We start from the raw sequence: 26,530 nt of genomic DNA, 5'->3' as shown, positions 1-26,530 counted from the left end.
GGCCGGGGAGAGTCAGGCCTCCCCCCATCAGCCGGCACCAGGAGGGCGTTTTCGGGAGAGGTGGGGAACACAAGCCGTCGCTAGTCTTCCAGGCATCGACCATGGAGACCACGCCGGCATGACCAACCCACCGCAATCCAGCCAGGGCGCCTCCGCAAACGCCGGCAAGCGCCCTTCGATGGCCCTCTATGCGCTGACCATCGGCGCCTTTGGCATCGGCACGACCGAGTTCGTCATCATGGGCCTGCTGCTGCAGCTCGCGGCCGACCTGAAGGTCCACCGCAGGCCTGCTCATTTCCGGTTACGCGCTCGGCGTGTTCGTGGGGGCGCCGCTGCTCACGGCAGCGCTGAGCAAGGTGCCGCGCAAGACGGCGCTGCTCGCGCTGATGGTCATCTTCACGCTCGGCAACCTGGCCTGTGCGCTGGCGCCCAGCTACGCGGTGCTGATGGTGGCGCGGGTCATCACCTCGCTGGCGCACGGCACCTTCTTCGGCGTGGGCGCAGTCGTCGCCACCAGCGTGGTGCCGCCGGACCGAAAGGCCGCTGCGCTCTCGACGATGTTCACCGGCCTGACGGTCGCAACGCTGCTGGGCGTGCCGGTGGGTTCCTGGCTCGGGCTGAACTTCGGCTGGCGGGCTACGTTCTGGGCCGTGTGCGCCATCGGCCTCGTCGCGATGGCGGTCATCGCGCTGTTCGTCTCGGCGAGGGAGGCGGGCTGCGGCAGCGGCGTGTCGCTGAAGGAGGAACTGAAGGTGCTGGGACGGCTGCACGTCGTGCTCGGGCTCGCGGCCACCGTGTTCGGCTTCGCCGGCGTGTTCGCCGTGTTCACCTACATCCAGCCGCTGTTGACCCAGGTCACCGGCTTTGCCGAGGCCACGGTGTCGGTGATCCTGCTGATGTTCGGCGTCGGCATGATCCTCGGCAACGTCATCGGCGGCCGGCTGACCGACCGCGCGCCGGTGCGCATGCTGCTCGGCTCGCTGGCCGCACTCGCCATCGTGCTGGTGCTGATGGGGTTCGTGATGGGCAACCCCATCGCCGCGGTGCTGTTCGTCGGGCTGCTGGGCACCGGCGCGTTCGCCACCGTGGCACCGCTTCAGCTGCGCGTGCTCAGCAAGGCGGAGGGAGCCGGGCAGAGCATGGCGTCCAGCCTCAACATCGCCGCCTTCAACCTGGGCAACGCGCTGGGCGCCTGGCTGGGCGGCGTGGTGATCGACCACGGGCCCGGCCTCGCGCACCTGCCCTGGGTGGCGGCCGTGCTGACGCTGGGCGGCCTTGCGGTGGCGGGCTACAGCGTGTGGCGTGAGCGTGCCGCAGCGCTGAGTGAGTCGTCATTCACCGCGACTCAGCGCAGCGCGTCCAGCAGCAGCGCCTGAAGCAGGTAGCAGCGCTTGTCGGCCTCGGAGCTCTGGCCTTCGAGCTGGTCGGCCAGCGTGTGGCCTGGATGCGCGCCCGAGGCCAGGTCCTGGCAGACCGGCACGCCGGCCTCGCTGCGGATCTGCTGCACCAGCGCGGCGGGCAGGCCCTCGCAGGCCAGCGCCTCATAGAAGCGGCCGAGCAGGCGCAGCGTGGGTTGCAGGTCCTCTGGCGTGCCGGTCTGCCACTGGCTGGGGCGCACCAGCGCCACCTGTGCGCCCAGCGCCAGCGCGGCACGGCGCAGCAGGCCGGCGCCTTGGGTGGGGTCGGCCGCACTGTCTTCGCACAGCAGCCCGAGGTTCAGGCCGCGCAGCGGTTGCGAAGCGGTGCCGGCCGCGGCCGCCCGTTGCAGGCTGCGCGCGCTGGCCAGCAGTGTGGCCTGCCGGGCGGCGAGATTCGCGGGAGGCAGCGTCTCGGGCATGGGGGACGGAAGGATGTGGGAGCGGGCAGGCATGGGTTGCGGGGAGGTGCGGCGCAAGCCTTGATTGCGCGGAGGCCCAGCCTAGCGGCGGCAGCGCGGCGCGCATTTGCGCGGCGTCAAGCCCGCCGCCGCCGGCCTGCCTGATACGCGGTTGACACGGTCTGTTGACCCACTGTTACCGAGCGACGCGGGCCGTTGATGCCTGTGTTGCAGGCGCTGCCTAGCATTCATCTCAACCTGAATGCCAACGCCCTGGAGATCCCCATGCACAGCTCTGCCGCCGCCACTGCCTCTGCCATCGCCGTTCCTGCCGCCCACGTGATGGCGATGCCGACGCCCCCGGCTCGGGCCATGGCGCAAGCGCCCAAGCTGCCAGGCCTGGCGCGCACGCAGCTCAGTGCCGCTGCCCAGATCGGCGACACGCTGACCCTGATCGGCGAGGCGCTTGCGCCGCAGCGCCGCGTGGTGCATGCAGGCGATCGCATCTACCAAGCCGGCGAAGCCTTTGCCTGCCTGCACCTGATGAACGCCGGCTTCGTGAAGCTGGTGCGCCTGTCGGCCGATGGCCGCGAGCAGGTGGTCAGCCTGAAGTTCCGCGGCGACTGGCTGGGCTTCGACGGCATTGCCCATGGCCACTATGGCTGCGACGCCGTGGCCATGGACACCGGCGAGGTCTGGAGCGTGCGCTATGACGCCCTGGTGGCCGCCAGCCTGCGCCAACCGGCTCTGCTGACGGTGCTGCACCAGGCGATGAGCCGCGAGATCACCCGTGACCGTGATTCGCTGATGTCGGTCTGCACGCTGCCTGCCGACGCGCGCGTGGCGGACTTCCTGCGTTACTGGGCCGAGTCGCTGGCCAAGCGTGGCCTGCGCACCGATCAATTCACGCTGCGCATGAGCCGCGCCGAGATCGGCAACTACCTGGGCATGACGCTGGAGACCGTCAGCCGCGCGCTGTCGCGCCTGGCCCGCGACGGGATCATCTGCTTCGCCGAGAAGGGCCGCCGCGAGGTGCAGATCCCGGACGTGAGCGCCCTGTCAGCCTTTGTGCAGCGCTGCCTTTCGCCGGTGGCCGACGAACTGCCGGCTGCGCCTACGTTGCAGTGAGCCAGCGAATCACCTGGTGCCAATGACGCGGGCCAGCGCCTGCGCCAGTTCGCTGCGGCTGTAGGGCTTGCGCAGCAGCTCCCAGTCGGGCGGGGAGTCGCGGTCCGCCTCCAGCAGCTCGGCCGAGAAGCCGGACATCAGCAGCACCGCCAGCTGCGGCCAGCGTTGCCTGGCTTTTGCTGCAAGCGCGGTGCCGCGCATGCCGGCGCCCAGCGCGATGTCGCTGAGCAGCACGTCGAAACCGGCATCGGGCAGGTCCGGCGGGTCCAGCTGTTCCAGCATCGACCATGCCGCCTCGCCGCTGGCCACCGGCGTCACCTGGCAGCCCAGCGCCAGCAGGAACTGCCGCACCACCTCGCGCACCTCGGCATCGTCTTCCACCAGCAGCACGCGCAAGCCTGGCGGCAGCGCCTGCGTGGCCGGCACCGGCTCGCTGGTCGGGGCCTGCGCGTCGGCCTGGGTCGGGATGTAGAGCGTCAGGCAGGTGCCGCTGCCGGGCGTGCTGTCGAGGGTCACGGCGCCGTGCGATTGCTTGACGAAGCCGTAGACCGTGCTCAGCCCCAGGCCGGTGCCGCGGCCGGCCTCCTTGGTCGTGAAGAAAGGCTCGAAGGCGCGTTCCTTGACTTCCTCGGACATGCCGCTGCCGGTGTCGCTGATGGCGATCGCGACAAAGCCGCCGTCGGCTTGGCCCTGCGGGTCCAGCTCGGCGCGCAGTGCGCCGGGCAGGCGCGCGTGCGGCGTGGCGGTAAAGCGCAGCGTGCCGCCTTCGGGCATCGCGTCGCGGGCGTTGATGGCAATGTTCAGCAGCGTGGATTCGAGCTGCCCGGGGTCGGCCAGCACCGGTGGCAAGTCCACCAGCGGCTCGACTGCAATCTGGATGCGCTGGTCCAGCGTGCGGCGCAGCATGCCGGCCAGCGAGAGCAGCAGTTGGCCCACGTCCACTGCGCTGGGCTGCAGCACCTGGCGGCGCGAAAAGGCCAGCAGCTTGCCGGTCAGCTCGGCGCCGCGGCGGCTGGCCCGGGTGGCCGCGTCCACCAGCTGCAGCGCGTGCGGGTCGGCAGCCAGCGTCGGCAGTTCTTCCAGCACCTGCAGGTTGCCCTGGATCACCGTCAGCAGGTTGTTGAAGTCGTGCGCAATGCCACCGGTCAACTGGCCCACGCTTTCCAGCCTTTGCGCATGGTTCAGCGCTTCTTCGGACTCGGCCCGCTGCAGGCTGGTGGTCAGCAGGTTGGCCAGCGATTCGAGGAAGCGCTGCTCGTCCTCACCGAAGCGCTGCGCCTCGCGCGAGCGCACGACGAGTGCGCCAATGGTGCGCCCGCGGTCGGACAAGGGCACGGCCAGCCCGCTGGTCAGCCCGGCGGCCAGGTAGGCAGGCGGCACCACGAAACGTTGTTCGCACCGGTAGTCGGCCACCGTCACCGGCCCGCCCTGGGCCAGCACGAAGGCCAGCGGGCTGTCCGGCAGGTTTGCCAGCTGCGAGCCGATGGTTTCCTCCGCCAGCGCGCCAAAGCCGCTCACCAGCCTGAAGTTCAGCCGGTCTGCCGTGAGCAGGTAGACCGCGGCCAGCTCGACCTGCAGCGCCTGGCCGGCGATCACCGGCACCTGGTCCAGCAGCACCTGCGGGTCGCGGGCGTCCACCGCGGCGCGGCCGAGCTGCGCCAGGTGTTCGCTGTAGCGTGCCCGCTGCAGGGCCTGCTTGACGCGCGGGTAGCTGCCAATGTCGCGGATGGCCGCCACCACCAGGGGCAGGCCCTGGCTTTGCAGCGGGCTCAGCGCGATCTCCACCATCACCTCGCTGCCATCGCGCCGCTTGGCCACCAGGTCCATCTGGGTGCCCATCGGCCGGGTGCGGGGATGGCGGGCGTAGCCCTCGCGGTAAGCCGCGTGCTGCGGGCGGATCGCGTCTGGCACCAGCACGTCCACATTCAGGCCCACCAGCTGCTCGGGGATGTAGCCCAGCAAGGCCGCGGCCGACGGGTTGGCCAGCACGATGGTGCCGCGGGCATCGGCCACGATCAGCGCGTCCGGGTAGGCCGCGAACAGTGAGCGGAACACATCGCGCTCATCCAGCTCCAGCGGCAGGCTGGGCGCCGAGGCGGGCGGAGGGGCAGGGCTGCGCATCTGTCTCAGCCCTTGGTCACCGGCGCCACCAGGATGTAGCCGGCGCCGCGCACGGACTTGATGATCTGCGGATCGTCGGCATCGGCCTCCAGCTTCTTGCGCAGCCGCCCCACCTGCACGTCGATCGTGCGGTCGAACGGCGCGGCGCTGCGGCCGCGGGTCTGCTCCAGCAGGAAGTCGCGCGAGAGCACCCGGCCGGCATGCTGCAGGAAGGTGCTCAGCAGGTCGAATTCGCCTGTGGTCAACACGGTTTCCTGGCCCTGTGCGTCCAGCAACCTGCGCGCCGAGCTGTCCAGCGACCAGCCGGCAAAGCGCTGCGGGCCGGCGGCTGCAGCAGCAGGGGCCGGAGCGGGTGCCATGGCGGGTGCAGCGGCTTCGTCGGGTGCAATGCGCCGCAGCACGGCCTTGACGCGCGCCAGAAGTTCGCGCAGGTCGAAAGGCTTGGTGACGTAGTCGTCCGCGCCGACCTCCAGGCCCACGACCTTGTCCACCGCGTCCCCGCGGCCGGTGACGATCACCAGCCCACAGTGCCAGTGCTCGCGCAGCTGGCGGGCAATGGAAAAACCGTCTTCGCCGGGCAATCCCAGGTCCAGCAGCACCAGCGAAGGCGCATCACTGCTCATCAGCGCCATCAGCGCGCGGCCACTGTGCAGCTGCGTGACCCGGTAGCCCCGGCCCTGCAGGTAGTTGGCGAGCAGTGCGGTGATGTCGGGCTCGTCGTCGAGAACGGCCAGGTGCAAAGGGCTGACGGCGGCGGGAAGCGACATCCCGCCATCGTAAGGGATGAATGCGTCAGATTCCTTGACTGCTCATGGCTTCTTCACCGGGCAGCCCATGGCTTCGAACCCTGCCCTGGCCTGGTAGGCCGGCACCGGGTAGTACTCACCCAGCGTGGTCGCCTCGTCCCCCGGCTTCTGCGTGGCCCACAGGCTTTGCGTGAAGCCGGGCGAGGGCTTCATGTGGCGGTGGATGATGTAGCCGCCGTGCGGGTTGTCCATGCCGTCGCCCACGCCCCAGGGCAGCCAGGCCACGCCGCATTCGGCGCGCGCATTGGCTGGCCGGTTGGCGGGCGTGGAGACCACCAGCGTGTAGCGCTGGTTCGCGTCCAGAGGCACCTGTTCGTCCATCAGGCAGGCGTCCACCGCGCCGTCGTGGATCGAGCGTCCCTTGCAGAAGGACCAGTAGCGCAGGTCCACGTTGGCGTCCATCACCGCATTGCCCTGCAGCGTGTGCGGCGTGCGCGGCGCCTTGCCCTGGATCACCAGCAGCTCGCCGTAGCGGTCGTCCACGTAGGCCGACATGTAGTAGTTGTCCAGCGTGCCGTAGAAGCCGCTGCGCCGCGTCGCATCCATGCGGTTGCGCGCTTCCTCGAACGGCGTGTTGATCAGCACGCTGGCCATCGTCAGCAGCGGGTTGTAGAAGCCATTCCAGCGCGGCACCGGCTGGGCCGGGTGGTAGGGCGCCTTGGCCCCAGGCACCGCGAACATCGCCTGGTTGCCAGCCTTGCTGGCACGGAAGTCCCGCACGGCCTGGTCCTTGACCACCTGGCCGCGGCACAGCGCATCGCCCTCCACCTGGCTGCCATCGGCCAGCGTCATCACCGGCCGCGGCAGCTTCGCGCCACCTAGCGGCCCCAGCCCATCGTCCGGCGCATACACCCGCAGCCAGAGCTGGTAGGTCGCCTCGCCCGTCGGCACGAAGATCGTGTTCGCCGGCCGTGTCGCCTCGTCCACCCGCACCCCCGCCTGCAGCGCCGCGCGCGCCTGCACGTTCACCGTGAACTGCCGCGGCATGGCCAGCCGCTGCGCGCCGGGGCGGAAGGGATTCACGCTGCCCGCATCCGGCGCAATCCCATCGTCCGCCAGGCCATCGACCGGCTGGCCCAGCGGGTTGTACGAAGCAAACGACATGTAGCGCGCCCGCGGGTACTCACCCTTGAGCACCAGTTTGGCACCCTCGGGCAAGCTGAATTGCGAGATCCAGTAGGTCACCGCCCGGTCCGGACTCAGGATGTTGAAGGTGGCCGGCGACACGGTGCCGACCCAGAAGCAATCCGTCAGGCCCTTGCCGGCCTGCACGCGGTCGATCTCTTCAGCGCTGAAGGGCACGACCTGCGGCGCGGCCTGGCGCAGCAGGTCCATCACGGCGGAGGCGGAAGGCTCAGGCGGCGGTGGCGTTTGGGCCAGCGCGGCTGTGGCGCAAAAGGTGAGGCTGCTCAGCCAACGCAGCGCTTGCAGGGGCATGCCGGTCTCCATTGTTCTCGGTAGACTGGCAAGGTAGCAGAGAACGGCGGTCCTGTTCCTTGCCATTGGTGGCCGAGATGCCACCTGCCGATGGGTTGGGTGCACGCTGTTGGCCACGCGCGCTCGGTCGATCGGCGCTTTCGAATGGCCGCATGGGGAGACCAGGCGGTCACGCAGAAGTCTTTTCCTTCGGCGACCGTCTGGCTTTCGCTGCCGACTTCGACGCGTCGCCCTCGGGTACGGGTTCGGTGAGGCGGTCTCCCCACGAGTGCGTCAACTGCTGAACCACTTCGGCGACGATGCGGCATGCGGGTGAGAGCTTGCCTTGCTTGGGCAAAGCCAGGGTCGTGTGGCGGATCAGGTCGGGCTTGACGAGTTGGCTGGCCTGAAGCCGTCCGCTCTGCAACTCGGCCGCCATCGAGTAGGGGCCGAGCACTGAGTAGAGGCCTTTCGTGTGCGCAACGAGCTCCTTCTGCACGGTCAATGAGTCCGCCTCGGTGACAGTTTCCAACTTGAACCCGAGGCTGCGCGCCGCCTCGTCAAGCGCGTTGCGCCATTGGCCCGGACGCCGGGGCAGCACCAGCCGCAAGTTCGCAAGACGCGTGAAGTTGACCGTTGGCTCACGCGTCAAATCGTCACCTGGCGCGGACACAAGGTAGGTGTGCGCGACGCTCAGCAGCTTCTCCTCACGTCCGCTCGGACGCTTGAAGCGGAAGAGGACCGCGAGGTCAACGGCCCCGCTGTCCAGCATCGCGTCGATCTCCGCGCCTTGCGCCTCGGCGATGTTCAGACGGATGCCCGGATGTTCCTGCTGCAGGCGCTCGAACAGTCGCGTCACCAGCGGATGCGCAGCCGAAGGGATGATGCCCATGCGCACCTCGCCCAGCACCTTGCCCGCATCCGCGCGCAGGTCCTCGGTCAGGCGCTCCGTTTCCTGAAGCCAAGAGCGCAAGCGCAGCGCGGCACGGGAGCCGAGTTCGGTCAACGCCACGCCGCGCCCCGTGCGCCGGAACAAGGGACTGCCAAAAGTGGCTTCGAATTCGCTGATCTGCCGGCTGACATGCGACTGCACCGTCTGCCTGCGTGCCGCCACCTTGCTGAGGCTGCCTGCCTCGGCCACTTCCAGGAAGAGTCTCGCGCTGGCGATGTTCATAGGGATTTCCAGTAAGAGCCATGCCAAAAATGGCAAGTCTGAATCCTTGGGATTCTAGGTAGGCAGAGAGCCTCCGGATTTCTACATTGGCGTCATCCGCTGCACCGAGCGACTCGACCGAGCCACCGGCAGCAGCATCCCTCAGTCAGGAGACGCCGTTGAAACTCGTCAGCTTCATTCACGCCGGACAGCCCACGTATGGCGTCGTCCAGGGTGATCGTTATGTGCAACCCCCCGCCGATTTCCTGAGCCGCTTTCCGGATCTGCTGGCGGTCCTCAAGGCCGGCGCGCAGAGCGAACTGCAACTGGCCGCGGCCAAGAGCGGCACGTCCGTGGACCCGGCCGCCGTCAAGGCCTTGCCGGTGCTGTCGAATCCGGGCAAGCTGATCTGCGTCGGTCTCAACTACAAGAGCCACGTCGCCGAGACCAAGCGCGCCGACAGCGAGTACCCCTCGCTCTTCCTGCGCTTCAACGACACCCTGGCCGCGCACGGTGACGCGGTCCTGCGGCCGAGCTTCTCCGAGCGCTTCGACTGGGAGGGCGAGCTGGCCTTCGTGATCGGCAAGGGCGGCCGGCACATCCCGAAGGCGCAGGCCTTCGAGCACATCGCCGGCTACGCCTGCTTCAACGACGTCAGCGTGCGCGACTGGCAGCGCCATACCCACCAATTCACGCCCGGCAAGAACTTCCCCGGCACGGCGCCGTTCGGCCCCTGGTTGGTCACCCGCGACGATGTACCCGACGTCACGAAGCTGACGCTGGAAACGCGCGTCAACGGCCAGGTGATGCAGCACGCCAGCATCGACGACCTGATCTTCGACATTCCGGTGCTCATCGAATACATCTCGCGCTTCACGCCGCTTTCGCCAGGCGACGTGATTGCCACCGGTACGCCGGGCGGCGTGGGTGACCGCCGTGAGCCGCCGGTCTACATGAAGGACGGCGACGTGGTCGAAGTCGAGATCACCGGCCTGGGTGTGCTGCGCAACCGCATCGGCACGGAAGCCTGAAGCGCGGAGACCGACATGGCAAACCCACGGCCCCAACTGCGCATCGCCGTCGACATCGGCGGCACCTTCACCGACATGGCGGCCTTCGACGAGGTCAGCGGCAAGCTGCTGTTCGGCAAGGCGCTGTCAACTCATGGCGAACTCGTCAAGGGCATCCAGGCCACGATAGCCAGCGCCGACATCGACTGGCGCGACGGCAACCTGTTCCTGCACGGCTCGACGATCGCGATCAACACGCTGCTGGAGCGCACCGGCGCGAACACGGCGCTGCTGATCACCGAGGGCTTCCGCGACATCTACGAGATCGGCCGCGTCAACCGGCCCGATGCCTACAACCTCTTCTTCAACAAACACCAGCCGCTGGTGCGGCGCTCGCTGCGCTTCGAGGTCGCCGAGCGCCTGCGCGCCGACGGCAGCACGCACAAGCCGCTGGACGAGGCCGCCGTGCGCGAGCTGGCGCGTGACCTCAAGGGCCAGAACGTCGAGGCCGTGGCCGTGCTGCTGCTGCACTCGTACCGCAACCCGGCGCACGAGCAGCGCGTCAAGCAGATCCTGCAGGAAGAAATTCCCGGCGCCTTCATCTGCGCCTCGCACGAGCTGAGCCAGGAGTACCGCGAATTCGAGCGCGTATCGACGGCGGTGGCCAATGCCTACGTCGGGCCGCGGGTCTCGGAGTACCTGGGTCAGCTGGAGACCCACCTTTCCGGCCACGGCTTCGAAGGTGACTTCTACATCGTGCAGTCCACCGGCGGACTGTTCCCGGTGGCGCATGCCAAGGTCGGCTGCGTGCGCATGCTCGAATCGGGGCCTGCGGCCGGCGTCATCGGTGCCCAGGCGATCTGCGCGCAACTCGGCATGGACGATGCCATCGCCTTCGACATGGGCGGCACCACCGCCAAGGCCGGCGTGATCAGCGAGGGCCGGCCGTTGACGACGGGCTCGGCGCTGATCGGTGGGTACGAACGTGCCTTGCCGATCCAGATCCCGATGATGGACATCCACGAAGTCGGCACCGGCGGCGGCAGCATCGCCCGTGTCGAGACCGGCAGCGCATTGCGTGTCGGCCCGCAGAGTGCGGGTTCGATCCCCGGTCCGGTGGCCTATGGCCGCGGCGGCACCGAACCCACGGTCACCGATGCCAATCTGCTGCTCGGGCGGCTCGACGCCGAGCACTTCCTGGGGGGTGAACTCAAGCTCGACCTCGACGGCTGCCAGCGCCAGATGCGCGAGCGCGTGGCCAAGCCGCTGGGCCTGGACCCGACCGCAGCGGCCGACGGCATCCTGCGCATCGCGGTGACGCAGATGTCGCATGCGGTCAAGGCCGTGACCACCGAGCGGGGCCTGGACGCCGGCAGCTTCACGATGGTCGTCTACGGCGGCGCTGGCCCGCTGCATGCGTCGGCCATTGCCCGCGAGATTGGCATCCGCAAGGTGTTGATCCCGTACGCGCCAGGCTACTTCTCGGCCTACGGCATGCTGTTCTCGGACCTGCGCTACGACTACGTGCGATCAGTGTTCCGCAAGCTGGGCGACGTGTCGTTCGACGAGATCGAGGCGGCGTACAAGACGATGGAAGATGAAGGCCGCGCGGCACTGGCGCAATCGGGGATCAAGCCCGACGGCGTGGTGATCGAGCGCGCCGCCGACATGCGCTATGTCGGCCAGGAACACGCCGTCACGGTCGACCTGCCGCTGGCCTACTTCGCGGGCAAGGACCGCCAGGCGATCAAGAAGCAGTTCGACGAACTGCACAAGGTCCGCTACGGCACCTCGGCTCCCAAGGAGCCGGCCGACCTGGTCAGCTTGCGCGTGACGGTGCTGGGCACGATGAAGAAGCCGCCCAGGCACAGCGTGGACGTGGGCACGGCCACGCCGGACAAGCGCGCGGTTCGCGCCGTGAAGCCGGTGTACTTCCGCACCGGCGGCTGGGCCGACACCCCGGTCTACCTGCGCGACCTGCTGCTGGCCGGCAACGTCATCACCGGCCCGGCCCTCATCGAAGAACACGCCTCCACCACCGTCGTGCAGCCCGGCGACGAACTGCGCGTGGACGAACTCGGCAACCTGCAGATTTCCATTGGGAGCGACCGCTCATGAGCACCGCCCAAGCCAGAACACTGGCCAACACCCACGGCACCACCCGCGCCCCTGACACGAACGCCTCGGCCGTGGACGCAGTCACCGTCGAAATCATCCGCAACGGCCTCTACGCCGTGACCGAGGAGATGAAGACCAACCTGACGCGCACCGCCTACAACCTGATCATCTACGAGGCGCTGGACTTCACGGTCGGCCTGTTCACCAAGGAAGGCGACACGGTGTCGATCGGGCTGGGCCTGCCGATGTTCATCCGCGGCATGTCGGAAACGGTGAAGGCCAAGATCCGGCATTTCGGCTACGAGAACATCCTGCCGGGCGACATCCTGGTCACCAACGACGCCTACACCACCGGCAGCCACCTGAACCACTTCACGTTCACCATGCCGGTGTTCCACGAGGGCAAGCTTGAAGGCTTTACCTGCTGCATGGCGCACTGGCTGGATGTGGGCGGCACGCTGGGCAATGTCACCACCGACATCTTCAGCGAGGGGATCCAGATCCCCATCATCAAGTACCAGCGCGAAGGTGTCGTCAACCAGGACCTGATCGACATCATCGCGATGAACGTGCGGCTGGCCGACCGGGCACTCGGCGACCTGCGCGCCCAGATCACCGCCATCACCACCGGCGAGCGCCGCTACGTCGAGCTGCTGCAGCGTTACGGTGCCGACGCTGTGAATGCGTCGATCCGCCAGATCATGGATTCGTCTGAAGCTGTGGCGCGACAGAACACGCTGTCGATCCCGGACGGCGTTTACGAGGCCGAATCGTTCATGGACGACGATGGCCTGGAGATCGGCAAGCGCATCCCGATCCGCGTCAAGGTGACGGTGGCGGGCGACGAGATGACGGTCGACCTGTCGGACGTCAGCAAGCAGGTGCGTGGCTTCTACAACTCGGGCTTCACCACCGGCATCGCCTGCGCGCAGGTGGCCTACAAGTGCCTGACGACGCCGACCGACTACCCGGTCAACGACGGCAGCTTCCGGCCGCTGAAGGTGGTCATGCCGATGGGCACCGTCATCAGCGCCGAGCGGCCTTACCCGATGCGCGTCTGGATGACTTTCCCGATGACGGTGATCGACACCATCTTCAAGGCGCTGGCACCGGCGATCCCGCACCGCTCGATTGCCGGCCATCATGCCGACCTGGTGTTCCCGAACATCCACGGCATCTCCCCGGAGGACGGCCGCTTGTTCATCGTGGGCATCGGCCCGCTCGGCGGCGGCTGGGGTGCCAAGAGCAGCGAAGACGGCGTCTCGGTGACCGTCTGCATCAATGACGGCGACACCCACAACAGCCCGACCGAGCAGCTCGAAGCGAAGTACCCGGTTCTGGTCGAGAAGTACGAAATTCGCCAGGACAGCGCCGGCGCCGGCAAGTACCGAGGCGGCCTCGGTGCCGAGATGGTGGTGCAGGCGCTGTCGCCGTTCACCGTGACGACTCGCATCGACCGCGTGCATTGCAAGCCCTGGGGCCTGGAAGGCGGCGGCGACGCGATGGGCAACGGCCTGGCCGTGCGCCACAAGGGTGAATGGAAGACTGACCACCTGAACGCCAAGATCTTCAACGTGCGGCTCGAACGCGGCGACGCCTACAAGATGCTGTCGGGCGGCGGTGGGGGCTTTGGTGACCCGCTGGAGCGCGACATCGAGAAGGTCGCCGAGGATGTGCGCGAAGGCTACGTCAGCGCGGAGGTGGCGCGCGAGGTCTACCGCGTTGCACTCGACGCCAATGGCCAGGTCCACGCCGAAGCCACGCAAGCCTTGCGCAGCGCCCCGCGGGCCCCGCGCAACGGTACGGCTGGTGATCTCGCCTGGGCCGGGCAGTGAGCAGCGCGGGCCTGGCCGTGGCAGCCAAAGACTTTGTGCAGCGTGCCGAGCACCTGCTCGACCTCTGGAGTTCGCTGTCGATGCAGCACGTGGCGCTCGGGGCCGGCTGCGGCTGCGGCATCGGCGGCATCAGCCTGCGCCTGGACGACTTCGAACTCGACATCGTCGACTACCTGGGTGACACCGGTGTGCGGTCCGGTGTGCCCGAGGTTGCGGCCTTTTTCACGGAGCTGCAGCAGTGCGCACAGGAAGGCTCGGCGATGGGCGCGCGCGCGCAGCCGCTGCGCCGCCTGCTCGATCAGGCCCGGCGCGAACGTCTGCCATTTGCTGTGACCGAGTGGCTGTTGCCCAAGGTCGAGAAGACGCTGCGGTCCTACGCCGAACTGCATGGACCCAAGCTCGAAGGTTGAGCACACCCGCTGCCAACGAAATACAAAAATCCAGGAGACATCTTGAACATCATCCAATTGCTGGCGGCGACGAGCTTGCTGGCCATTGCGCCTGCATGGGCGCAAGCCGCCACCTTCCCGGAAAAGGACAGGACGATTCGCATCGTCGTGCCCTTCGCCGCCGGCGGTGGCGTTGACAACGCGGCACGCCTGCTCGGCGAGCAATTGCGCAAGCAACTCGGCGTCTCGGTCATCGTCGACAACAAGGCCGGTGCGAGCGGCACCATCGGCGGCAGCGCGGTGAAGACGGCGCCTGCCGACGGTTACACGCTGCTGTTCTCGGCGGCGACGCATGTGCTGGCCAAGCAGGTGCTGTCCAACCCGCCCTACGACCCGCAAACCGACTTCGCGCCGGTGGCGCGCGTCGGCGAGGCGCCATTGATGCTGGTGGTCTCACCGCAGCAGCCGGAGAAGAAGCTGGCCGAGGTGCTGGCCGCCGCCAAGCAGCAGCCCGAGAAGTGGATGGCTGCGATACCTGCAGCCGGTGCTCCCAGCCATCTGGCGACCTTGCTGCTGGCCAGCCAAGGCGGCGTCACGTTCACCTACGTGCCTTACAAGGGAACGCAGCCGGCGCTGGTCGATGTCGGTGGCGGTCATGTCAACCTGCTGCTCGACTCGATGATCTCCGTGCTGCCCCTGGCCAGGAGCGGCAAGGTCAAGCCGATCGCCATCACGTCCACCAAACGCAGTGCCCTCGCGCCGGACGTGCCGACCGTGGCCGAGAGCGGGTTGCCGAACTTCTCCTACGTGTCCTGGTACGGCGTGTGGGCGCCCAAGGACACGGCGGCCGAGCGCATCACCATCCTCAACGCCGCCATCAACAAGGCCGTGGCCGAACTGGCCAAGAGCGGCGCTTTCGCGAGCCTGGGCATAGAGGCCGTCTCCGAAACCACCGCGCAATTCAGGCGCTACGTGGCAGCCGATGTCGCGCAAGGCGCCGAACTGCTGAGGAACGCTGGCTTCAAGCCGGAGTAGCCAGGCTGCACCCTGGCCAACGCCCCAGGCATTGGCATGTCCGTCAACCGGGGCGTCAGCGACGCCCCGGCGGAGATCGCCATTCCTCTCTCTAAGCGCATGGCGCAGCCAGCGTCCATCGCAAGCAAGGAAGCATCATGTTGAAAAGCATTTGCACGGCCGGCCTGAGCGCCGCCTGTTTCGCCGCCACGGCGCAATCGTCGGTCACGGTCGGCGGCACGCTGGACCTGGGCCTGCGACAGGTCCGCAACGGCTCGGTTGGTTCGCAGAAGTCCGAAGTCAGCGGTGCCAACGCGACGAGCAAGCTCGTCATCCGCGGTGTCGAGGACTTGGGCGACGGACTCAGTGCCGGCTTCTACCTGGACGGAACCATCCTCGCCGACACAGGGGTTGCTGGCGCTGCTGCGCCGGCCGGGCAATTCTGGGATCGCCGCTCCACCGTCAGCGTGGCCAGCGCCCAACTCGGCGAGGTCCGGCTGGGCCGCGATTGGGTGCCGACGCACCTGGTGTGGACCGGCTTCGACCCGTTCGTGACGCTGGGCATCGCCAGCGCCAACACCTTCCGGTCTTTCGCTGCCTCGCGCGCACTGGGCCAGGCATTCGGAACGGCCGGCGAGGCCACGACGGCCAACCCGACATTGCGGGTCAGCAATGCGCTTGAGTATTTCCTCCCTGCCGGGCTTGCCGGCGTTTACGGTCAGGCCATCGTGACGGCGGGGGAAGGCGGCACGCCGGCCGTCGGCGGCACCAGGGGCGAGGGCTTCCGGCTGGGCTGGGCACGCGGCGGCTGGAACGTCGCTGCTGCGCAATTCACGACGCACAATGCCACCGGCAACCAGAGCTTCAAGGACCAGGCCTACGGCGCCTCGTACGACTTCGGTGTCGTCAAGCTCGACGTCGCTCAGCGGCGCTGGTTGTTCGGTGTTGACCGTACCGTGAACACCCAGTTCGGTGCGGTGATTCCAGTCGGCCGGGGTGCCATCAAACTGACCTATCTGCGCGCCAATCAGACCGGCGCTACGGCTGCGCAGAGCGACAAGGACGCCAGCTTGCTCGGAGCTGGCTACGTCTACAGCCTGTCAAAGCGCACCGCCCTCTACACGCACGTGGCGCAGGTCGAGAACAAGGGCGCGGCGACTTTCGCAATTCCGGGTGGCCCGGCGGTCAGCGGAACGGCGACGGCAGCCAACTATTTCGGTGGCCAGAAGTCGACCGCCTACGAGGTGGGTGTGCGGCACGACTTCTAGGGCAACGCCGACCCGAGACCGCGAATTCCCAGTTGCGCGACGACCGCTCGACCGACAACAAGGACGACCCGAGCGGCGTGATGGAGACATGATGTACGACCACCCGACACCGGCGATGTCCGAGCAAGACGGCGCCCACCACGCAGCCCAACTGCTGTTCCGCATCGAGAACGTGCCATTCACGCGATGGCACACGAAGGCGCGCGTCGTCATGGGCAGCGCCACCTTCTTCGATGCCTTCGATGCGCTGGCGTTGGCGTTCGTGCTGCCGGTGCTGGTCGGCCTGTGGCACCTGACCACTGTCCAGGTGGGTGTGCTGATCGCCGCGGGCTACCTCGGCCAGGTCATCGGTGCGTTGTTGTTCGGCTCCCTGGCCGAGCGCTACGGGCGCGTCCCCATCGTCGCCGTGGCCGTCGGACTGATGTCGGCCATGAGCATCGTCTGCGCGCTGTCGGGCAACTTCCTGATGCTCTTCGTGATGCGCTTCATCCAGGGCATCGGAGTCGGCGGCGAAGTGCCCATCGCCGCCGCCTACATCAACGAGCTGTCGCAGGCCAATGGGCGAGGCCGTTTCTTCATCCTGTACGAACTCATCTTCCCGCTCGGCCTGCTTGCTGCGGCCCAGGTCGGCTCGTTCGTGGTGCCGCGATTCGGCTGGGAGTACATGTTCCTCGTCGGCGGCGTTCCCGGCCTGCTGATCCTGATCTTCCTGGCCCGCCTGCCGGAGTCGCCGCGGTGGCTGATCTCGAAGGGCCGCTTCGAGAAGGCGGAAGAGATCATTCGAACCATCGAGGCGAGTACGTCCAAGCGCAGCCTCGATCCAACGAACGACAAGCAGGAGATCGCCCGCCGCGTCGAAAGCCTGGCACTCGGTTTGCGGTCACAGAAAAGAGCATCCTGGAAAGAACTGTTCTCGCCGGTTTACCGGCCCCGCACCGTGGTGGTCTGGGTACTCTGGGCCACGTCGTATTTCGTGGCCAACGGCATCAACAATTGGCTGCCAACCCTTTACAAGACGGTCTACAACATGCCGTTGCAGGAAGCCCTGCGCGTAGCGTCGCTGACCAACGTACTGAGCGTGGTGGCCGTCCTTGGCTGCGCACTGTTGGTCGACCGCATCGGCCGCCGCCGCTGGGCCATGGGCTGCTTCGTGCTGTGCGGCGCGCTGCTCGGGGTGCTGGCGGCCCTCGGCGCCAAGAGTGCCTTGTCGGTGATGATCCTCGCTTCGTCGGCCTATGCGGTGATGGGAACCACGACGGTCCTGTTGTATCTCTACACGCCCGAGATCTACCCGACACGCATGCGGGCCATCGGCACCGGGCTGGCGACGTCCTGGCTGCGCGTGGCCTCGGCCACCGCGCCGGCGGTTGTCGGCATTGTCTTGTCTGGCCAGGGCATCGCCGCGGTCTTCCTGATGTTTGCCCTCGCCAACGTGATCGGCCTGCTCGCCGCGATGCGGATGATCGAAACGACCAATCGGGCACTCGAAGACATATCGCCGTGAATCACGGCAGTCAGCCAGATGCCATGACGGGTGGCCTGGCCTGGCCGGGGCGGGGCGGAGGTTGGCTACTCGTCTTGAAGCGGCGCTTGGCCCGGGCGCAGGAGTGCTGCCAGCAAGGTGCCCTGGAAGGCGGTGCGGGCCTCGGCCTCAGTTCACGGCGAGCCTGCGGGGCCGCGCGGGGTCTGTTGCGGCACGTGCCAAGTGCGGCGTGCCCGTTGGGTCGATGTGCACCGCCTGCAGCCGCCAGTCCCTGACGCCGGCGGCGGTGACCGTCATCCACAGGATGGAGCCGGTGTTGTTGTCCGCGTCGCTGAAGCCGTCGAAGACGAAGTTGCCCAGGCTGTAGATCACCGGCTTGCCGTCGATGACCTCGGTGTCCTGGCGGATGTGGGGATGGGCGCCCACCACCGCATCCGCACCGGCGCGGATCATCAGGCGGGCGAGGGCGTGTTGGCGGGCGTGCGAGGTTTCGCTGTGCTCCTGGCCCCAGTGCATGAAGGGGATGACGATGTCGGCCTGTGTCCTGGCCGAGCGGATGTCGGCCACGATCTGCTCCTCGTCGGCCCAGGCCACACCCGGGCTGTCCGGCCCGGCCTCGAAGCGGCGCGGGAACATCTCGTCATACCCCAGCAGGGCGATGCGCAAGCCCTGGCGCTCGATGATGGCGGGGCGGTGCGCCGCGCGCAAATCGGTGCCGCCGCCGAAGTAGGGTATGCCTGCGCGTTGCAGCCGGCCCAGCATCTCCCCAAAGGCCCCGGGGCCGAAGTCGCCCGAGTGATTGTTGGCCAGCGAGACGGCGTCGACATGCCGGCGCAGCACGTCCAGCACCCGCGGGTTCGCCCGGAAGGTCCAGGGCTTGTCGACGGGCTTGCCGCCGGTGGCGATGACGCATTCCAGGTTGGCGATGCGCAGGTCCGCGTCCTTCATGGCGTTCATGACAGGTCCAAAAGGATCGTGTCCGCGCGCGATGACCCGCCCCGGCCCGTCGGCCAGCATCACGTCGCCCATCCACGCCAGCCGCACCACAGCGCCGTTTGCCTCTGGCCTGGCAATGCCGGCTCGCGGCCGCGCCAGTTGCGCGCCATCGCCGGTCGCGTCCACGCGTGCCCAGCCATCGGGGGTTGCGCCTTGCCGCACCAGCGCACAACCCCAGGCCAGTTCACGGCCCAGCCCCGAGGTGTAGGCCCGCTGCCAGCCCGACAAGCTTGGTTGCCACGCATCTTCCTGGTCGAGCACCTCATGCCCCGCGGCCGGCCACCGGCTTTGCGACAGCACCACTGCGGGCCCGGCGCCTTCCCGGTCGAGCACGGTGACGACCACCTGGCTGACCTGGTCCGCACCGGCTGCGTCGCTCAGCGCAAGCGCGCGCAGCTCGAAGCCTTCGCCCACCTTGGCGTTCGTGGCCGCCAGCGGGTCAATGTCCGCTGCCACCCGTAGCGTCGCGGTGGCTTCCCCGCTGCGCATGCTGCACAGTAGTTCGGTGGGACCAGCCTGTTGGGCTGACGCAAGCGTGTTGGCCAGCAAGGCGCCAACGCCGAAGGCAAGCCTGACGACGCTGCGGCAACGACGCGCCGCGCGCCAGGGAACACAAAACATGGCAACTCCGCCGTGAAGAGACAAGGCGTGCTGCGCATGGCGCATGCACCTGCTACTTCACTGAACGGCGTGCAGGGCGCAGATGGGACATCGAAGCGCCGGGCTCTGCAGGCGCGGGACTGTTCAGCCCAACGGGGGCCAGAAGTTCTCCCGCACCTGCACCGCCCTCGGAATGAGCTTCAGCTCGAAGAACGCGTCGGCCACCGCCTGTTGCGAAGCGGCGATGGCGGCGTTGGTGGGCACGGCGCCGTAGTGTTGGCGCTGCTGCAGCTTCAGCGCCAGCGCTTCATCCAGCCCCAGCAGCGGCGCGAGGACGCGGGCGGCTTCCTGTTGGTGGTTGTTTGCCCAGGCGCCGGCGTCGGCCAGCCAGCCGACGAGGGCGCGCACGATCGCAGGGTTGGCTTGTGCGAACTCGCGGCGGGCTTCGTAGAAGCTCCAGGGGGCGCCGGTGTCCAGGCCGGGGGCGCTGAGCAGGCGGGCCTGGGTGGCGGACTGGGCGATGGTGAGGTAGGGGTCCCAGACGACCCAGGCGTCGATGGATCCGCCCTGGAAGGCGGCGCGCGCGTCGGCAGGGGGCAGGAAGACGGGCTGGATGTCGGCGTAGCGCAGGCCGGCGAGGGTGAGGGCGCAGATCAGCAGGTAGTGCGAGCTGGAGCCTTTGGCCAGGCCGATGCGCTTGCCTTTCAGGTCGGCCACGCTGCGCATCGGGCTCTCGGGCTTGACCAGGATGGCTTCGGTGCCGGGGGCGCCGGGCTCGGCGCCGACGTAGACGAACTGCGTGCCAGCGGCTTGCGCGAAGACTGGCGGCGGCGCGCCGGTCACGCCGAAGTCGATGGCGCCGACGTTCAGCGCTTCCAGCAGCGCCGGGCCGGCAGGGAACTCGATCCACCTCAGTTGCCAGCCTTGCGCAGCCAGCAGCGGCTCCAGCACGCCGCGTGTCTTCACCAGCAGCAGCAAGCCGCCCTTCTGGAAGCCGATGCGCAGGGTCTTGGGCTCTGCCGCGTGCGCCAGGACAGGCAGGGCGAGCAGGCCTTTGAGAAGGGTTCGACGGGTCATGCTTGTGCGGTCTTCAAATGCTCGGTGGGCAGGCGATGCGCAGGCCAGGCCAGGCCCAGGTGCTCGCGCAGCGTGCGGCCTTCGTAGCGCTGGCGGAACAGGCCGCGGCGCTGCAGTTCGGGCACCACGAGGCGGGCGAAGTCGTCCAGCCCGGCAGGTACCGTCGGGGGCATCAGGTTGAAGCCATCGGCGGCGCCGGCTTCGAACCAGTCCTGCAGCACGTCGGCCACGTCGGCCGCGGTGCCGACGACGCTGAGGTGGCCACGCCCACCGGCGATCTTCAGCGCGAGCTGGCGCAGCGTGAGCTGGCCGTCGCGCGCCAGGCTGCTGAGCAGCTGCTGGCGGCTGCGCTGGCCGGTGCTGGTTTCGGGCAGTTCGGGCAGCGGCTCGTCCAGCGGGTAGCCGCTGAGGTCGAAGTTGCCGATCATGCGAGACACCAGCGCCACACCGGCTTCGGGGTGCACCAGCGCCTGCAGGGCCTCGTGCTTCTCCTGCGCCTTGGCGCGGCTTTCGCCGACCACCGCAAACACGCCCGGCATGACCTTCAGCGCCTCGGGCGCGCGGCCGAATGCGGCGGCGCGGGCCTTGAGGTCCGCGTAGAAGGCCTGGCCGGCGGCGCGGTTCGGCTGCGCGGTGAAGACCAGCTCGGCGCTGGCCGCAGCCAGCGCGCGGCCGGCCTCGGAGGCGCCGGCCTGCACCAGCACCGGCCGGCCTTGCGGCGAGCGGGCCACGTTCAACGGGCCGCGCACCGCGAAGTGTTCACCGCGGTGGTTCAGCTCGTGGCGCTGGGCCGGGTCGTGGTGCAGGCCAGAGGCCTTGTCGTTGACGAACGCGTCATCGACCCAGCTGTCCCATAGGGCCAGCACCACCTGCAGGAATTCGCGGGCGCGGGCATAGCGGTCGCCGTGGGCGATGTGCTCGGCACGGCCGAAGTTGCCGGCCTCGGCGGCGTTGTCCGAGGTCACCAGGTTCCAGCCGGCGCGACCGCCCGAGAGATGCTCCAGCGAGGCGAATTGGCGGGCCACGGTGTAGGGCTCGTTGTAGCTGCTGGTGGCGGTGGCGATCAGGCCGATGCGCTCGGTGACCGCGGCCAGCGCCGACAGCAGCGTGAGCGGCTCGAAGCGGGCCGAGCGGGACATGCGCTCGGTGCCCGGGCCTTCATCGGCGGCCACGCTGTCGGCGACGAAGATCGCGTCGAAGCAGGCGGCTTCGGCGGTGCGCGCGAGCTGGCGGTAGAGCGCGAAGTCCAGGCCGGCGTGCGGCGGCACATCTGGTGCGCGCCAGGCCGCCACGTGATGCCCAGACTCCATCAAAAAGGCACCTAAATGCATCATGACAGCCCCTCGTCCGACGGGTACATCGTCAGATCCCCCGAGGGGATGCGGGCCGGCTTGGGAGCGGCCCGGCGCTCGGCCCGCGTGGTCTGCGTTGACATGGCTTGTCTCATGGCTCAGAGGAAGTCGTAGCGGACGTTGACACCGAAGTAGCGCTGGTCGTCACGCGGCACCCAGCGGTTCACGTAGCTGCCGCCGCGGCCGAGGAAGGAGGCGTAGCTGCGGTCGGTGAGGTTCTTGGCCAGCACGGCCACGCGCCAGCCCTGGCCCGGCGAGGCCAGCGCCACGCTGGCGTTCCAGATGCCGTAGGCGCCTTGCACCGTGTCGGCGTATTGGCCGATGTCGTACTGCACCTTGCTCTGCCAGTTGAAGTCGCTGCCCAGCGTGAGCTGCAGGCCGCTGTCCAGTGGCACGGTGTAGTCGCCGCGCAGCGCGAGCTTCCAGTCCGGCGAGAAGGGCAGGGGCTTGCCGTTCACGTCGCAGCTGGCGGCGGCACCTGCCGGGCAGTTGAAGTCGTCGATGCGGGCGCGGATGTAGGCCGCGGCGGCGCCGAGCGTGAGCTGCGGCGTGGGCTTGGCGCTGAGGTCCAGCTCCACGCCGCGCGAGGACACGTCACCGGCGTTGATCAGCCGGGTGATGACGGTGCCGTCCACGTTGTCGTAGAAGTTGGCCTGGTAGTTCTGGTACTTGGTGACGAAGGCGGCGAGGTTCACGCGCAGCCGGTGGTCGAAGGTTTCGGTCTTGAGGCCGGCTTCCAGCGAGTTGGAGGTTTCGGGTTTGAGCGCCAGCGTGTCGCGGTCCAGCATGTTGAAGAACACGTTGTAGGCCGGGCCCTTGTAGCCGCGCGAGAAGGTCAGGTAGCTACTGGCCTCGGCAGACAGGTCGTGCTGCAGGCCGACCCGGCCGGAGTAGCCGGTTTCGCTGGTGCTGCCCTGGTTGGCCACCACGGCATTGACGCCAGGAATCGCGCCGTTGAACTGCGCATCCGGCGTGCTGCGGCTGCGCTCGTGCTCGAAGCTGAGGTGGTCCTCCGTCACGCGCAGGCCGAGCAGCGCGCGGGTATCCGGCGCGAAGTGCCAGCGGCCTTCGCCGAACAGCGCGGTGCTGTCGCTCTGGGTGCCGTAGTGGGCCAGGCCCCAGTCGGCGAAGCTGCTGCCGTCGGCCACCACGCGGGTCACGTCGCGGCGGTAGGTTTCGCGGTCCTTGGTGTGCATGTAGTAGAGGCCGCCCACGTAGTCGAAGCTGCCGCCCTGGGCCGAAGCCAGGCGCAGCTCCTGCGAAAACTGGTCGAAGTCCACCTGGCCGTGGTCATGCGACTGCGGCAGGCCGACCACCGGTGCCGACAGGCGGTCGCCGTCCTGCACCTGCTGGTTCTGCCAGTCGCGCCAGGCGGTGATGGAAGTCAGCGTGTGGTTGCCCAGCGGCAGTTCGAGTTGCACCGAGGCGCCGCGGTTGCGGTCGGCGGCGGTGGTCTTCAGGTTGTTGTTGATCTGGCGGTTGTCGTCGCTGGCGGTGACCGGGCCCAGCGCGGCGGCGAAGGCCGGGTAGTTGGTGACGGTGCCGGCGGGGTAGGCGATCAGCGAGCTGCGGGTGATGACGCCGGTGGGAATGGTGTCGTGCGACTGCAGCCAGTCCGCATTGAAGCTGAGCTTGCGGCCGGCGCCCAGGTCCCAGTCCAGCCGGCCGCGCAGGCCCTTCTTGTCGTAGCCGTTCACGTCCTCGCCGTTGAAGACGTTGCGCACATTGCCGTCGTAGCGGGCGCGCAGGCCGGTGAGCGAAGCGGTGACGCCCGGCGAGAGTTCGCCGGAGACGCCGGTGCGCAAGCGGTTCTCGTTGCCGCCGCCGTAGTGCGAGAAGTCGACGTAGCCCTCGGGCGTGCGGGCCGGTGCGCGGGTGCTGATGTTGACCACGCCGGCCGAGGCGTTCTTGCCGAACAGCGTGCCCTGCGCGCCGCGCAGCACTTCCACGCGGTCCACGTCCAACAGGTCCAGCGTGGCCTGGCCGGGGCGGGCCAGCACCACGCCGTCGATCACGGTGGACACGGTGGGCTCCACGCCCGGCGAGGTGGAGATGGTGCCCACGCCGCGCACGAACAGCGAGGTGTCCTTGTTCGACGCGCCGGTGCGGAAGTTCACGCTGGGCACCTGGGTGGCGAGCGCGCCCATCGTGTTGCGGTTGCTCTGCTCCAGCTGTTCGCCGCCGACCACCGACACGGCCACCGGCACGCTCTGCAGCGACTCGGCGCGGCGCGTGGCGGTGACGGTCACCGTCTCCAGCGTGGCGGCAGGCTCGTTGGCCGCTTCTTCGGCCTGGGCGGTGCCGAGGCAGGCCAGCGCGGCAAGGGCCAGGGCATGGTGAGGAAATCTGTGCGAGAGCTGGGCGGCAGGCGAGGCGTTGGGCATCTTCGTTCTCCGATTCTGGGGACTGCGGTCAGCGCCGTGTTAGCGCTAACATTGCCGTCATCATCGGGACCGGGGACGCATCGCGTCAAACGACAAAAAATGGCTTGCTTAGGCGAAAACCTTGTTTGCGGTGGCGCGACCGCGCTCGGCCAAGGCGGCAGTGACCCGAGCGCCGGGCCGCTCCCAAGCCGGGCCACATCACCCCGGGGGATCGCTCGACGTACCCGTCGAGCGAGGGGCTGACATGGCAATGCGCAGACGCAAGGCGGCACAGCGCACGACCCTGGCGGATGTCGCCGCGATGGCCGGCGTTTCGGCCATCACCGTGTCGCGCTTCTTCAACGAACCGCACCGCGTGGGGCCTGAGCCCACCGAGCGCATCCGTGCCGCGGTGGAGGCGCTGAACTACGTGCCCAACCTGGTCGCGGGCGGGCTCGCGTCAGCGCACAACAGGGTGGTCGCGATGGTGGTGCCCAACATCTCCGGGCCGATCTTTGCCGACACGCTGCAGGCGCTGTCGGACGGTTTGGCAGTGGGCGGCTACCAGCTGCTGCTGGCGTCCAGCTACTTCTCGGTCGAGGCCGAGGAGCGCGCGGTGCGGGCCTTCCTGGGCTGGAACCCGGCCGCGCTGGTGCTCACCAGCCGCTTCCACAGTGCGGCGACTGAGCGCTTGATTGCCGATGCGACGCAGCCCGTGATCGAGACCTGGGACTTGCAGCCTGGCCGCAAGCCGTTGCTGATCGGTTTTTCTCACAGGCAGGTCGGGCGGGACGCGGCGCACTACCTGCTGGACAAGGGCCATCGCCGCATCCAGTTCGTGCGCAACAGCGCGGCTGGCGACCTGAGTGCGCAGGAGCGCGAGGCTGGTTATGCCGAGGTCATGGAGGCGCATGGCCTGGAGCCTCGCCACTTCGTGCCGACCGCCGCTGCGCCGCTGGAAGCCGGCGCCGAGGCGATGAAGGCGCTGACCGCGCGCCAACGCCAGCGGCCCGAGGCGCTGATCTTCGCCAACGACAACCTGGCCTGCGGCGCGTTGCTGGCGGGGCAGCGCGCGGGCATGCAGTTGCCGCAGGACATGGCGGTGTTCGGCTTCGGTGACTACGCCTTTGCCGACAAGCTGCTGCCCAGCCTCAGCACCATCCGCCCGCCCGCCCGGCAGATCGGCGAGCTGGCGGCGGCGCAGGTGCTGCAACTGGGCCGCGGCGAGCAGCCGCCGGCGCTGACCGAGCTGGTTTGCGAACTGGTGGCGCGGGAAAGCGCCTGAACGGCGCTTCGGTGGCTCGCATTTCGCGCCGCCGGGCCGCATTTCGCGACCGGCCCTGGCGGCTCGTCGCAAGCCGCTGTCGGCGAACAGGGGGCGTGGGCACAGTTCGTTCATCGGGTGCTTTTCATCCGAACCGAATCAACCCGAAGGAGCCCAGCATGCTGATGCAAATCCTGTCCCACACCCCCACCTGGGTTTTCGCCTTGTTCGCCGGCCTGCTGTGGCTGGGTGGCAAGCAGATGCTGGCGCGCCGCGTGAAGCTTGCGCGCATCACGCTGGTGGCGCTGTTGATGACCGGGCTGTCGGTGGCGGGCGTGTGGTCGGCCTTCTCGGGCACGGCTGCTGCGCTGCCGGTCTGGGCACTAGCGGCGGCGTTGGTGGCCACGCTGGTCTCGCGCCGGCCGCTGCCTCAGGGCACACGCTTCGACAAGGCCACGCAGGAATGCGTGGTGCCTGGCAGCGCCGTACCGCTGGCGCTGATGATGGGCATCTTCCTGACCAAGTACACCGTGGGCGTGCTGCTGGCCATGCAGCCGGCGCTGGCCCAGCAACTGGGCTTCGCGGTAGGCCTGTCGGCCGCGTATGGCTTGTTCAGCGGCGTGTTCGTCGGGCGCGCACTGGGGCTGTGGCAACTGGCGCTGCGCATGGACCGCGAAACCGGTCTGCAAGCAGCCTGAGTGTAAAGCGCTGTGAAGCGCGAGTGAAGGCGCAGCAAGGTGCTGCAGGCCTGGGCCTACAGCACCATCCGCGCTCGTCCGATGTGAGCGCAGCCTGCAAAGTGGGAATCTTCGTCCATGGCATCACTGCCGAAGAAGGAGATCGAGATGTTGAAGGCTTCCATCATTGCTTTGTCGCTTGCGGCCCCGTTTGCCGCGGCTTTGCCGACCCAGGCTTCGGCTGCCGTGGACTTCGTGGTGCGCATCGCGCCGCCGGCGCCGCGCTATGAAGTGGTGCCGCCGCCGCGTCCGGGCTACCTGTGGACCCCAGGCTACTGGAGCTACCGCAACAACCAGCATTACTGGGTCGCGGGCACCTGGGTGCGTGAGCGCCCGGGCTATGTCTACAACCACCCGACCTGGGTGGAGCGCAACGGCGAGTGGCGCCTGAGCCAGGGCAACTGGGCGCGCAACGACCGCGACCACGACGGCATCAAGAATTCCCGTGACCACGACCGCGACGGCGACGGCGTGCGGAACCGCGCCGACCCCCACCCGAACGTGCCAGGCCGTTGAGCCGACACGCACTGAAGCTTGAATCGATAGACGCACGGGGCCAGGTGGCAACACCTGGCCCCGCTGCG

At 68.4% G+C, this 26,530-nt stretch carries 20 protein-coding genes and 1 pseudogene; 12 read left to right on the top strand and 9 right to left on the bottom strand.

Annotated elements, in window-relative coordinates; genetic code table 11:
- The first annotated feature begins 178 nt into the window (after positions 1-178).
- Positions 179-1,376: pseudogene (locus AC3WR5_RS00850) on the top strand (MFS transporter).
- On the opposite strand, the gene AC3WR5_RS00845 reads toward AC3WR5_RS00850, so the two are convergent.
- Entirely contained in the window at positions 1,346-1,870 is a 525-nt protein-coding gene (locus tag AC3WR5_RS00845) for a Rossmann-fold NAD(P)-binding domain-containing protein (protein WP_492481137.1), read from the bottom strand. The pseudogene AC3WR5_RS00850 and the gene AC3WR5_RS00845 overlap by 31 nt on opposite strands.
- Positions 1,871-2,101: 231 nt before the next feature.
- Between AC3WR5_RS00845 and AC3WR5_RS00840 the strand changes: the two genes are divergently transcribed.
- Complete coding sequence (locus AC3WR5_RS00840) at positions 2,102-2,944, top strand: Crp/Fnr family transcriptional regulator (protein ID WP_492481135.1); 843 nt, start codon at positions 2,102-2,104, stop codon at positions 2,942-2,944.
- A gap of 9 nt (positions 2,945-2,953) precedes the next feature.
- On the opposite strand, the gene AC3WR5_RS00835 is transcribed toward AC3WR5_RS00840, so the two are convergent.
- The 4 genes from AC3WR5_RS00835 to AC3WR5_RS00820 form a co-directional block, all read right to left on the bottom strand.
- On the bottom strand, positions 2,954-5,065 hold the full coding sequence (locus tag AC3WR5_RS00835; protein WP_492481133.1) for a PAS domain S-box protein: 2,112 nt from the start codon (positions 5,063-5,065) through the stop codon (positions 2,954-2,956).
- A 5-nt stretch (positions 5,066-5,070) separates the two neighbouring features.
- On the bottom strand, positions 5,071-5,832 hold the full coding sequence (locus AC3WR5_RS00830; protein WP_141286065.1) for a response regulator transcription factor: 762 nt from the start codon (positions 5,830-5,832) through the stop codon (positions 5,071-5,073).
- A 42-nt stretch (positions 5,833-5,874) separates the two neighbouring features.
- The gene (locus AC3WR5_RS00825; protein WP_492481131.1) at positions 5,875-7,308 is read right to left on the bottom strand and encodes a hypothetical protein; all 1,434 of its coding nucleotides are present in this window, start codon (positions 7,306-7,308) and stop codon (positions 5,875-5,877) included.
- 169 nt (positions 7,309-7,477) lie between these two features.
- Positions 7,478-8,461, bottom strand: coding sequence for a LysR family transcriptional regulator (locus AC3WR5_RS00820; RefSeq protein WP_492481129.1), 984 nt, complete (start codon positions 8,459-8,461; stop codon positions 7,478-7,480).
- A gap of 158 nt (positions 8,462-8,619) precedes the next feature.
- On the opposite strand from AC3WR5_RS00820, the gene AC3WR5_RS00815 reads away from it, so the two are divergent.
- The 7 genes from AC3WR5_RS00815 (at position 8,620) to AC3WR5_RS00785 (ending at position 17,578) form a co-directional block, all read left to right on the top strand.
- On the top strand, positions 8,620-9,471 hold the full coding sequence (locus AC3WR5_RS00815) for a fumarylacetoacetate hydrolase family protein (protein WP_492481127.1): 852 nt from the start codon (positions 8,620-8,622) through the stop codon (positions 9,469-9,471).
- A gap of 15 nt (positions 9,472-9,486) precedes the next feature.
- The gene (locus tag AC3WR5_RS00810; RefSeq protein WP_492481125.1) at positions 9,487-11,568 is read left to right on the top strand and encodes a hydantoinase/oxoprolinase family protein; all 2,082 of its coding nucleotides are present in this window, start codon (positions 9,487-9,489) and stop codon (positions 11,566-11,568) included.
- Positions 11,565-13,403 (top strand): hydantoinase B/oxoprolinase family protein, encoded by a 1,839-nt coding sequence (locus AC3WR5_RS00805; protein WP_492481123.1) that lies wholly within the window; start codon positions 11,565-11,567, stop codon positions 13,401-13,403. The genes AC3WR5_RS00810 and AC3WR5_RS00805 overlap by 4 nt, the downstream gene beginning before the upstream one ends.
- 17 nt (positions 13,404-13,420) lie before the next feature.
- A complete protein-coding gene (locus AC3WR5_RS00800) occupies positions 13,421-13,813 on the top strand; it encodes a hypothetical protein (protein WP_492481121.1) in 393 nt (130 codons plus the stop codon).
- Between the two features lie 42 nt (positions 13,814-13,855).
- Positions 13,856-14,827, top strand: coding sequence for a Bug family tripartite tricarboxylate transporter substrate binding protein (locus AC3WR5_RS00795; RefSeq protein ID WP_492481120.1), 972 nt, complete (start codon positions 13,856-13,858; stop codon positions 14,825-14,827).
- A 137-nt stretch (positions 14,828-14,964) separates the two neighbouring features.
- Positions 14,965-16,074 carry a porin gene (locus tag AC3WR5_RS00790; RefSeq protein ID WP_492481118.1) on the top strand — a complete coding sequence of 370 codons (1,110 nt, stop codon included), beginning with the start codon at positions 14,965-14,967 and terminating at the stop codon, positions 16,072-16,074.
- Between the two features lie 88 nt (positions 16,075-16,162).
- Positions 16,163-17,578 carry an MFS transporter gene (locus AC3WR5_RS00785; protein WP_492481116.1) on the top strand — a complete coding sequence of 472 codons (1,416 nt, stop codon included), beginning with the start codon at positions 16,163-16,165 and terminating at the stop codon, positions 17,576-17,578.
- Between the two features lie 147 nt (positions 17,579-17,725).
- On the opposite strand, the gene AC3WR5_RS00780 is transcribed toward AC3WR5_RS00785, so the two are convergent.
- From AC3WR5_RS00780 to AC3WR5_RS00765, 4 genes are all read right to left on the bottom strand, one after another.
- Positions 17,726-19,042, bottom strand: a complete 1,317-nt coding sequence (locus AC3WR5_RS00780; RefSeq protein WP_492481114.1) for a CapA family protein — start codon at positions 19,040-19,042, stop codon at positions 17,726-17,728.
- A 255-nt stretch (positions 19,043-19,297) separates the two neighbouring features.
- Complete coding sequence (locus tag AC3WR5_RS00775; protein ID WP_492481113.1) at positions 19,298-20,230, bottom strand: aliphatic sulfonate ABC transporter substrate-binding protein; 933 nt, start codon at positions 20,228-20,230, stop codon at positions 19,298-19,300.
- Positions 20,227-21,540, bottom strand: a complete 1,314-nt coding sequence (locus AC3WR5_RS00770) for an LLM class flavin-dependent oxidoreductase (protein WP_492481112.1) — start codon at positions 21,538-21,540, stop codon at positions 20,227-20,229. The genes AC3WR5_RS00775 and AC3WR5_RS00770 overlap by 4 nt, the downstream gene beginning before the upstream one ends.
- Positions 21,541-21,680: 140 nt before the next feature.
- The gene (locus tag AC3WR5_RS00765; protein ID WP_492481110.1) at positions 21,681-23,966 is read right to left on the bottom strand and encodes a TonB-dependent receptor; all 2,286 of its coding nucleotides are present in this window, start codon (positions 23,964-23,966) and stop codon (positions 21,681-21,683) included.
- A gap of 244 nt (positions 23,967-24,210) precedes the next feature.
- Between AC3WR5_RS00765 and AC3WR5_RS00760 the strand changes: the two genes are divergently transcribed.
- From AC3WR5_RS00760 to AC3WR5_RS00750, 3 genes are all read left to right on the top strand, one after another.
- Positions 24,211-25,230 (top strand): LacI family DNA-binding transcriptional regulator, encoded by a 1,020-nt coding sequence (locus tag AC3WR5_RS00760; RefSeq protein WP_492481108.1) that lies wholly within the window; start codon positions 24,211-24,213, stop codon positions 25,228-25,230.
- A 158-nt stretch (positions 25,231-25,388) separates the two neighbouring features.
- Positions 25,389-25,907: a DUF6622 family protein gene (locus AC3WR5_RS00755; RefSeq protein ID WP_492481106.1), complete on the top strand. Its 519-nt coding sequence runs from the start codon at positions 25,389-25,391 to the stop codon at positions 25,905-25,907.
- A 117-nt stretch (positions 25,908-26,024) separates the two neighbouring features.
- Entirely contained in the window at positions 26,025-26,462 is a 438-nt protein-coding gene (locus AC3WR5_RS00750) for a YXWGXW repeat-containing protein (RefSeq protein ID WP_233446883.1), read from the top strand.
- Positions 26,463-26,530: the final 68 nt, after the last annotated feature.

It is taken from the genome of Ideonella sp. FW305-24 (genome assembly GCF_058788035.1).
This window is presented reverse-complemented; position numbering and strand designations above follow the sequence as displayed.